This window comes from Anaerostipes sp. AF04-45 (assembly GCF_003461725.1).
In the GTDB taxonomy this organism is placed as follows: Bacteria; Bacillota; Clostridia; order Lachnospirales; family Lachnospiraceae; genus Anaerostipes; species Anaerostipes caccae.
This window is the reverse complement of the sequence record NZ_QTXQ01000018.1, coordinates 20,752-29,773: the sequence shown is the minus strand read 5'-3', so window position 1 is coordinate 29,773 and position 9,022 is coordinate 20,752. Positions and strand designations below refer to the sequence as shown.

At 41.5% G+C, this 9,022-nt stretch carries 9 protein-coding genes; all 9 read left to right on the top strand.

Annotated elements, in window-relative coordinates; all coding sequences use genetic code 11:
- Positions 1–477, top strand: a 477-nt coding sequence (locus DWV34_RS16680; protein ID WP_305000028.1) for a type III-B CRISPR module-associated Cmr3 family protein, incomplete at its 5' end; no start/stop codon positions are given.
- Positions 470–1,765, top strand: coding sequence for a hypothetical protein (locus DWV34_RS16675; protein WP_022261311.1), 1,296 nt, complete (start codon positions 470–472; stop codon positions 1,763–1,765). The genes DWV34_RS16680 and DWV34_RS16675, both read left to right, overlap by 8 nt.
- 19 nt (positions 1,766–1,784) lie before the next feature.
- Entirely contained in the window at positions 1,785–2,657 is an 873-nt protein-coding gene (locus tag DWV34_RS16670; protein ID WP_009290891.1) for a CRISPR-associated protein, read from the top strand.
- A complete protein-coding gene (gene cmr5, locus DWV34_RS16665; RefSeq protein ID WP_009290892.1) occupies positions 2,623–3,051 on the top strand; it encodes a type III-B CRISPR module-associated protein Cmr5 in 429 nt (142 codons plus the stop codon). The genes DWV34_RS16670 and cmr5 overlap by 35 nt, the downstream gene beginning before the upstream one ends.
- A 64-nt stretch (positions 3,052–3,115) precedes the next feature.
- Positions 3,116–3,337, top strand: coding sequence for a hypothetical protein (locus tag DWV34_RS16660; RefSeq protein WP_009290893.1), 222 nt, complete (start codon positions 3,116–3,118; stop codon positions 3,335–3,337).
- A complete protein-coding gene (locus tag DWV34_RS16655; RefSeq protein ID WP_009290894.1) occupies positions 3,318–3,629 on the top strand; it encodes a YbjQ family protein in 312 nt (103 codons plus the stop codon). The genes DWV34_RS16660 and DWV34_RS16655 overlap by 20 nt, the downstream gene beginning before the upstream one ends.
- A 214-nt stretch (positions 3,630–3,843) precedes the next feature.
- On the top strand, positions 3,844–4,452 hold the full coding sequence (locus DWV34_RS16650; protein WP_022261309.1) for an epoxyqueuosine reductase QueH: 609 nt from the start codon (positions 3,844–3,846) through the stop codon (positions 4,450–4,452).
- A 182-nt stretch (positions 4,453–4,634) separates the two neighbouring features.
- Positions 4,635–5,714, top strand: a complete 1,080-nt coding sequence (locus DWV34_RS16645; protein WP_006565534.1) for a carbamoyl phosphate synthase small subunit — start codon at positions 4,635–4,637, stop codon at positions 5,712–5,714.
- Positions 5,707–8,907, top strand: a complete 3,201-nt coding sequence (gene carB / locus DWV34_RS16640; RefSeq protein ID WP_009290896.1) for a carbamoyl-phosphate synthase large subunit — start codon at positions 5,707–5,709, stop codon at positions 8,905–8,907. Before DWV34_RS16645 ends, carB begins: the two co-directional genes overlap by 8 nt.
- Positions 8,908–9,022 lie beyond the last annotated feature (115 nt).

The following is a 9,022-nucleotide window of genomic DNA, read 5'->3' as shown; positions in this document are numbered from 1 at the left end:
TTAATTTGCGGTAGAATTGCAGTCGGTTGGAACTTTAATTCGCCGCCCGACACCAGGATGGCCAGGCTGGAATTATTTTTGGGGTCATTGGACGAGTATCATAAAGATGTTAGAGAATATAACAAAAAGAAAAGCAGCAGTGAAAATTTAAAATTAATCTTTACCACACCGTTTATTATGAAGAATGAGAAAAGTCTGGAGAGTGTATTAAAAGAAAAAGGAATTTCGGTCTTGTCAAAGATTATAGGAAAACCAGAGACAGCCGGAGGATGGGATATGGCAAAGAATAAGCCCAAAGAATTGAAAAAAGTCATCCCAGAAGGAAGTTTATATCTGTTAAAAAGCAGTTATTTTAAATCTAACACGAATGAACAAAATAAAAATTTATTATCGGAGATACTGTCGGATGTAATTGTTCAAAAGCATCGGGGGTTTGGCAGTTTTATACTGGGAAATGAGGAGGCTGTCTATGACTGATTTAGAAAATAGATGGAGACAAGCTCAGGAAAAATGCGATGTATATGTCATGTGTTCTACACTAAATCAAATTGTAAATTATCTGCCGTTAGAAAATTTAAAAAATCGGGAAAATAAATCTTTAGAAATTATAAATTTGACTTATGAAGACGGGGAAAATAAACGATTTTTAAATAAGATGTGGGACGAAAATTTTTCTACAGTTTATAACGACAGATATGAGGGAATGCCATGGATTGACTCTGATGATATAAAATTACCTAGAAGATTTAAGTGTGAAAATTATATTAGAGAAATTGACAAGTGTATTGATGACAGAAAAAATAAAAACTTTATTTGGAATGTCACGGGAGGACAGAGAAATATATTATTTACCACAATGAAATATATAGAGGATAATGCCGATACAAGTTCAAACCATACAGTCATGTACTTGGAGGGCAATACACAAAAGATTACTGTTGGCTATTATGATAGAAATGAGTGGAAATTTGGAGCTGTAAACAATAGTTATAGAAGCGATACGATAGATTTACACAACCTGTTTCGTCTGGCAGGATACGAATCGAAGATCAGTAATGCTGTATCTATTAATAAAGACAAAAATGAAGAAGATTTTTTAGATCTGCTGAAGGCTTATTCTAATTTTTATTCCAAACTATATCAAGTAAATGAAGAAGTACGGAAAAAGTTAATCGAGTCAAATAAGTGGAATAAGAAAGAAAATAATGCAAATGAGTTTTTTAAATTGCTTGACGGTATAAAACATAAGGGAGAAGTAACTGATGATGATTTTAAGATAATAAAAAAGTCGTTAAAGAATAGAACAAATTATCTTTTTGGATATTTTCTGGAATATATGGCGGCAGCAGTGATTTGGAATGCAGTAAAAGAAATGTCAAAGCAAGATGCAGATTTTTTTCAGAGTTTATCTCATAGTGTAAAAGTACGCAAACATGATTGGAGGGAGGAAGAAAAATTTTGTGAATTGGATCTTGTTTTATTGCTGAGATCGGGACAAACAGTTGTCTTTGAATGTAAATCTGGGTTTATGTCAGCAGAAAACGCAAAGTCACGGGAGTATACAGCTTATGCGTTAGGCGGTGTATATGGAAAACCTATATTGATAACACCACTGAGCAAACGTGAAGCAGTAGAAGGTGTAAAGTCTGATGGATATGAAAATATAACAAAGGCATATTCATCTGCACGCCGTGCCGGATTGGAAGTTTTTCATTTGGATACTCTTAAAGAGGATTTAAAGGATTTGTTCAAAGATGCACTGTGAGAAAAAGGGGGCGAATATTATGAGCATGAAAAACAGAGCAAATGCAGTTTGGTGTATAGCAAATACGCCAGTTTGTGCAGGGTCAGGCGAAGGAGATTTTAGAGCGGACTGCAATATCCAAAGAAGTGATGATTTCCCTAAAATAGATGCAGGGACGTTCAAAGGAAGTCTGCTCTATAAAATGGACGGTAAGCTAAAAAAAATAATTCAAAATCAATCACCGGATCAGGCAAAACTTTCCTTTTCAGATTTAAGGCTGCTGTTTTTTTCCGTTCAATCGTCACATGGGATTTACAGGCTTTTAACAAGTGTAAACTGTTTAGAACAATTCTTTTTAGAAATTTCATGGAACGAATATGAATGTGATAATGTTTACCAAGAATTGAAGGGACTGAAAAGGCGGGTTGTAGATGGTGTGATATGTCAGTGGTCTCATCACGATGATACAGAATGGATTGGAGGATATAAATTACAGGCAGTTAACTATAAAGATAATGTGATAAAGGATCTTTTAAGAAAGCTTGGACTTTCCCAAACAGTGATTAAACATATTGGAATCGTATCTGATAAAGATTTTAGATATTTTACTAGATATCATACAGAGATTATTACTCGCAACAGACTCGAAAACCAGGCACTGTTTACAGAAGAATATTTGCCGGAAGGAAGTATTTTGTATGGATTTATTTGTGAATTCAAGGATCTTGTCAGACCAGTAAAAGCACCTGTGCTTCCTCAAATTTCTAGATGGATTGAAACGAATGAAAAAGAAGGTAAAGAATATCAGATTGGAAGAAATCTTAATACTGGAAAAGGAAGTGTGACAATCAGTGAAATGAAAAGGGAGGAAGTAAAGAATGGAAAATCACTTTGTAGATTTAAATCGTCGTAGGGCATTGGCTTCCTATCATGCAATTAACGACCTCATAGAATATATTGAAGAATCAAAAGATCTTGGAGATCCAAAAGTACAGGAAAGTATAAAAAGCAAAAGAGAGCAGTTAAGAACCATCTGCAGAAAACTTCCAGTTCTTATGAGGGATAATGGATTTATCAATACTTTTGCTTTTTTTAAAGGAAAAGGGACGTCTTCAATAGAACAGAAAATATTTGAGCAATCAATGAAATGGATTTCATTTGTCTTTTCAATTCCAAAAGAGGCGGACAATGCATTTACCTACATAATCAATGAAGCTAGTCAAAAAGAATATATGATGATAACCAGGGAGATAATTAAATATTTTGTTTGGTTAAAGAGACATGCTGAAATGGAAATTTCTAATTGACTTTTCACAAACTTTATTATATTATTGTATTATATCATTAATACAAAAAGGAGGCGCATCATATATGCAAAAGAAGCTGATTGCCCCAATCATCGTGACGGTTTTCACAATCGCATTTCTATTAGGATACTTCGGAATGATTTTTGTTCTCATTCCATTATCTGTCGGTCTCCGTCTGCTGATCGGTCTGATCCCGCTTTGCCTGGCAGGTGTCTCCGTCTATGTACTCGTTGAACGCATTAAGGAAGTAAGGAGTGGTGAGGAAGATGATCTTAGTAACTACTGAAACAATACCGGGAAAAGAATTTGAAGCCTTAGGAATGGTCAAAGGCAATACCATCCAGACCAAAAATGTAGGGAGAGACATTACTCAGGGATTTAAGCATCTGGTTGGCGGCGAACTGAAAGCCTACACGGAGATGATGAATGAGGCTCGTGCTCTCGCCACAAAACGTATGGTAGAAGAGGCTGAAGCGTTAGGAGCAGATGCAGTTGTATGTGTCCGCTATGCATCAGCAGAAGTCATGTCTGGTGCTGCCGAGATCATGGCCTACGGCACAGCAGTTAAATTTAAATAAAAAATGGCATTGCCGGCTCTGGAGTTATTCCAGAAGGCAATGCTATTTTTATTTCATAGGAAAGTTCTACGACCTTCCCTATGAAATAAAAACGCTCCGCTGGTTGTGCACAGATGCGTAAGGAAAATATGAATCTTTCCCTCTTTGTCCAATTTCCAACTTTGATAAATTGAATTCCTGCTGTTTTCGTGTATAATAATACACAGGAGTGAAAATGATGAAGGAAAATTATCAAAAAAAGTTAGACAATATTATAGAAGGGCTTGAGGGCGGGAGGCCTTCTCTTTTGCTGCACAGCTGCTGTGCCCCCTGCAGCAGTTATGTTTTGGAATATCTCTCAAAGTATTTTCAAATCACAGTGTATTATTATAACCCTAACATCGACTCCAAAGAAGAATACGAAAAAAGAGCTGAGGAGCAGAAGCGCCTGATCTCAGAGATGGAATTTCCGGAAAAGGTATCTTTTATAAAGGAAGAGTTTCGGCCGGAAGAGTTCTATCAGGCAGTCAGAGGATATGAACAAGAGCCGGAGGGCGGGAACAGATGTCTTCGGTGCTATCGGCTGAGACTGACTGAGGCGGCGAAAAAGGCAGGCGAATTGGGGAGTGACTATTTTACCACGACACTTACCATCAGTCCGCTGAAAAATGCCCAATGGCTCAATGAAATTGGACAGGAATTAGAAAAAGAGTATCAGGTAAAGTTTCTGCCGTCCGATTTTAAAAAGAAAAACGGTTATAAACGCTCTGTGGAATTATCACAAAAGTTTGATTTGTATAGGCAAAGTTTTTGCGGATGTGTTTTTTCGAAAAACGAAAAATAATTGTCAAAAACCCTTGCAAAAGGTTTTTATTTGTGATAGAATTTTTACAATTTGTAGAGAGATATATCTAAAATAATACCACATATTGCATTGAACTGCGTCTGCGCATCAATGCTTGGATTCGTGATTTTTATTTTTGGATATATTTTTTTTATGCACATTTTTAAGGAGGAAACAGATTCATGGACGCATTTTTGATTTTGGAAGATGGGCAAGTGTTTAAAGGAAAAAGTTTCGGCGCCAGGAAAGAAGTTATCTGCGAAGTTGTATTCAATACATCGATGACAGGCTACCTGGAGGTGCTTACGGACCCGTCCTATCAGGGACAGGGTGTCGTCATGACATATCCGCTGATTGGGAACTACGGCGTATGTCTTGAGGATGCAGAATCCGTAAAGCCATGGCATTCAGCTTTTATTGTAAGAGAGTTATCAAGAACCGCAAGTAATTTCAGAAGTGAGCAGGATTTGGAAAGTTATCTGATCGCCAACGATATTCCAGGAATCCAGGGAGTGGATACGAGAGCGATCACGAAGATATTGAGAGAAGAAGGCTGTATGGGAGGCATGATCACAACTAATCCGGACTATGATCTGGATGAGATCCTTCCAAAATTAAAAGGGTATCAGGTAAAAGATGCAGTCAAGACCGTATCAAGAACAGAAAAAGAACATTTTCCGGGAGACGGACTGAAAGTTGCCCTGTTAGATCTGGGCACAAAGAGCAACATTGCAAATTCTCTCAACAAAAGAGGCTGTGATGTGACCGTTTATCCGGCGTTTACAACGGCAGAGGAAATCCTTGGGGATCAGCCGGACGGGATCATGTTATCCAACGGGCCTGGAGATCCGAAAGAATGTGTGTCCATTATAAAAGAAATAAAAAAATTATATGACAGTGATGTGCCGATCTTCGCAATCTGTTTGGGGCATCAGCTGATGGCGCTGGCAAACGGAGCGGATACGAGGAAGATGCGCTTCGGGCACCGGGGCGGAAATCATCCGGTAAAAGATCTGGCTACCGGCCGTGTCTACATTTCTTCTCAGAACCATGGATATGTGATCAAAAAAGAGAGCGTACCAAAGAATCTGGCAGAAATCTCATTTATCAATGTCAATGACAAGAGTATTGAAGGACTGCGGTATAAGGGGAAAAATGTCCGTACCGTGCAGTTCCATCCGGAGGCCAGTCCGGGACCGGTAGATACCGCTTACTTGTTTGATGAATTTATTGAAATGATGAAAGGAGCAAAAAATGCCTAGGATTGAAAGTATTAAGAAAGTATTAGTCATCGGGTCCGGACCGATCGTCATCGGACAGGCAGCAGAGTTTGACTATGCAGGAACCCAGGCCTGCCGCGCCCTTCAGGAAGAGGGAATCGAAGTTGTCTTGGTGAACTCTAATCCGGCTACCATCATGACCGATAAGGATATCGCAGATAAAGTTTACATTGAACCGCTGACTGCGGAAGTTGTAGAAAAAATCGTAGAAAAGGAAAAACCGGACAGTATTCTCCCGACATTGGGAGGACAGGCTGCACTGAATCTGGCGATGGAGCTGGAGGAAAACGGCTTCCTTGAAAAAAGCGGAGTGCGCCTGATCGGTACCTCCTCCACTACGATCAGAAAGGCTGAGGACCGCCAGGAATTTAAAGATACGATGGAAAAGATCGGTGAGCCTATCGCGGCAGGAAAAGTTGTCACAGACATTCCTGCGGGTGCTGAGTTTGCCGAGGAGATTGGGTATCCGGTCGTCTGCCGTCCGGCCTATACGTTAGGGGGAAGCGGCGGAGGAATCGCCCATGACAGAGAAGAATTAGAAGTGATCCTGGAAAATGGTCTCAGGCTGAGCCGTGTCGGAGAAGTTCTGGTAGAGCGTTACATCGGCGGATGGAAAGAAGTCGAATATGAAGTGATGCGCGATGCCAACGGAACCTGCATCACCGTATGTAATATGGAAAACATTGACCCGGTCGGCGTTCATACCGGAGACAGCATCGTAGTAGCTCCTTCCCAGACATTAGGGGACAAAGAATACCAGATGCTTCGTACTTCTGCATTAAACATTATCACAGAACTGAAAGTAAACGGCGGATGCAACGTACAGTTTGCTCTGAATCCGGACAGTTTTGAATATTGTGTCATCGAGGTAAACCCTCGTGTCAGCCGTTCTTCTGCACTGGCATCCAAGGCTACAGGATATCCGATCGCAAAGGTGACGGCAAAGATCGCCATCGGATATAATCTGGATGAGATTCCAAATGCCATCACAGGAAAGACTTATGCAAGTTTTGAGCCGATGCTGGATTACTGTGTGGTAAAAATGCCGCGTCTTCCGTTTGACAAGTTTATTCATGCAAAGAGGACACTGACCACTCAGATGAAAGCAACCGGGGAAGTCATGAGCATCTGCAATAATTTTGAAGGTGCACTGATGAAGGCCATCCGTTCCCTGGAACAGAACGTGGACAGCCTGATCTTCGGTAATTATGGGGAAATGCCAGACGAAGAACTGACAAAGGAATTAGAGAAGATCGACGACTTGAGAATCTATGTGATCGCAGAGGCGATCCGCAGAGGATTTGACTACGACACGATTTTCAACATCACGAAGATCGACCGCTGGTTCTTGGACAAGATTGCTGTTTTGGTAGAGATGGAAAAGAAACTGAAAGAAGCAGGAGAATTGGAGAAAGAACTGCTGGCAGAGGCTAAGCGCTTAGAATTCCCTGATTCTGTGATCGGAAAGCTGACAGGAAAAACTGCAAAAGAGATCAAGGAACTGAGAAACCAATTCGGTATTCATGCGGCTTATAAGATGGTCGATACATGTGCAGCAGAATTTGAGGCGAGTACTCCTTACTATTACTCCGTCTTCGGAAGTGAAAATGAAGTAGAAGAACTGAGTAAGAAGAAAAAGGTCATGGTACTGGGCTCCGGACCGATCCGGATCGGACAGGGAATCGAGTTTGATTACTGCTCTGTGCACAGCGTATGGGCATTAAGAGACGCAGGGTATGAGACCATCATCGTCAATAACAACCCGGAGACGGTTTCCACAGACTTTGACGTGGCGGATAAGCTCTATTTTGAACCTTTGACTGCTGAGGATGTGGAGAGCATCGTGGATCTGGAAAAACCGGACGGAGCCGTGGTACAGTTCGGAGGACAGACTGCGATTAAACTGACGCAGGCTCTGATGGAGATGGGAGTTCCGATCCTCGGAACAAGCGCAGAAAATGTAGACGCGGCGGAAGACAGAGAACTGTTCGATGAGATTCTGGAAGAGTGCTGTATTCCAAGACCGAAAGGAACGACCGTATTTACATGTGAGGAGGCGCTTTCCGCAGCACATGAACTGGGGTATCCGGTTCTGGTAAGGCCGTCTTATGTTCTCGGCGGACAGGGAATGCAGATTGCTGTTTCCGATGAAGATATTGTATCCTTTATTGAGATCATTAACCGCCAGACCCAGGAGCATCCGATCCTGATCGACAAATATCTGGTCGGAAGAGAAGTGGAAGTGGATGCCGTATGTGACGGGGAAGAAATTATTATCCCTGGTATCATGGAGCACATCGAGCGCGCCGGAATCCACTCCGGTGACAGTATTTCTGTTTACCCGTCCATTAACCTGAGCGAAAAGGTGAAAAGGGTAATCGCAGAGTATACAAGGAAACTGGCAAAATCACTGAACGTTATTGGACTCATCAATATCCAGTTTATTGTCTGTGACGAGGAGGTTTATGTCATCGAGGTAAATCCTCGTTCCAGCCGTACCGTTCCTTATATCAGCAAGGTAACCGGAATTCCGATCGTAGATCTGGCGGCCAAAGTGATCGCCGGAGCCAAGATCAGGAATCTGGAATATAAGCCGGGACTCCAGGAAGAGTCTGAATATTATGCAATCAAGAAACCGGTGTTCTCTTTTGAAAAACTGAGGGGCGCAGAAGTCAGCTTAGGGCCGGAAATGAAATCCACCGGAGAGTGTCTGGGAGTTTCCAAAAACTACAATGAGGCATTGTACAAGGCATTTCTCGGAGCGGGCATTAACCTTCCGAAGTACAAGAAGATGATTCTCACGGTGAAGGATTCAGATAAAATCGATGCGGTGGATATCGGAAGAAGATTCGTGGATCTCGGATACGAAATTTTCTCCACGAGGAGCACGTGCAGAGTGCTGAATGAAAACGGCGTGCCTGCCCATTCGATCAACAAGCTGGAAGAAGAATCTCCGAACTTGCTTGATTTGATTTTAGATGATAAAATAGATTTGATCATTGACACACCTTCTCAGGGAGTAGGGCGCAGCAGGGACGGATTCCTGATCCGCAGGTATGCGATTGAAACCGGTGTGACTTGTCTGACCAGCCTGGATACGGCAGACGCACTGCTCACCAGCCTGGAATCAGGAAGCAGAGACAATTTATCAGTTGTGGACATTGCACAAATTTAAACGTACAACGGGGTACCTTTAAGTCTATTAAAGGTGCCCCTTTTTTCTTTCATCGGAAAGTTCTATTTCAGGAGGGCGGTGTTCCCTCTGCTCTGATTGACAATAAAAATGTAAC

Excerpts from the sequence above, each read along its gene's own strand:
- DWV34_RS16675 (WP_022261311.1), top strand. The coding sequence starts at position 470 with ATGACTGATTTAGAAAATAGATGGAGACAAGCTCAGGAAAAATGCGAT.
- DWV34_RS16670 (WP_009290891.1), top strand. The coding sequence starts at position 1,785 with ATGAGCATGAAAAACAGAGCAAATGCAGTTTGGTGTATAGCAAATACG.
- cmr5 (WP_009290892.1), top strand. The coding sequence starts at position 2,623 with ATGGAAAATCACTTTGTAGATTTAAATCGTCGTAGGGCATTGGCTTCC.
- DWV34_RS16660 (WP_009290893.1), top strand. The coding sequence starts at position 3,116 with ATGCAAAAGAAGCTGATTGCCCCAATCATCGTGACGGTTTTCACAATC.
- DWV34_RS16655 (WP_009290894.1), top strand. The coding sequence starts at position 3,318 with ATGATCTTAGTAACTACTGAAACAATACCGGGAAAAGAATTTGAAGCC.
- DWV34_RS16650 (WP_022261309.1), top strand. The coding sequence starts at position 3,844 with ATGATGAAGGAAAATTATCAAAAAAAGTTAGACAATATTATAGAAGGG.
- DWV34_RS16645 (WP_006565534.1), top strand. The coding sequence starts at position 4,635 with ATGGACGCATTTTTGATTTTGGAAGATGGGCAAGTGTTTAAAGGAAAA.
- carB (WP_009290896.1), top strand. The coding sequence starts at position 5,707 with ATGCCTAGGATTGAAAGTATTAAGAAAGTATTAGTCATCGGGTCCGGA.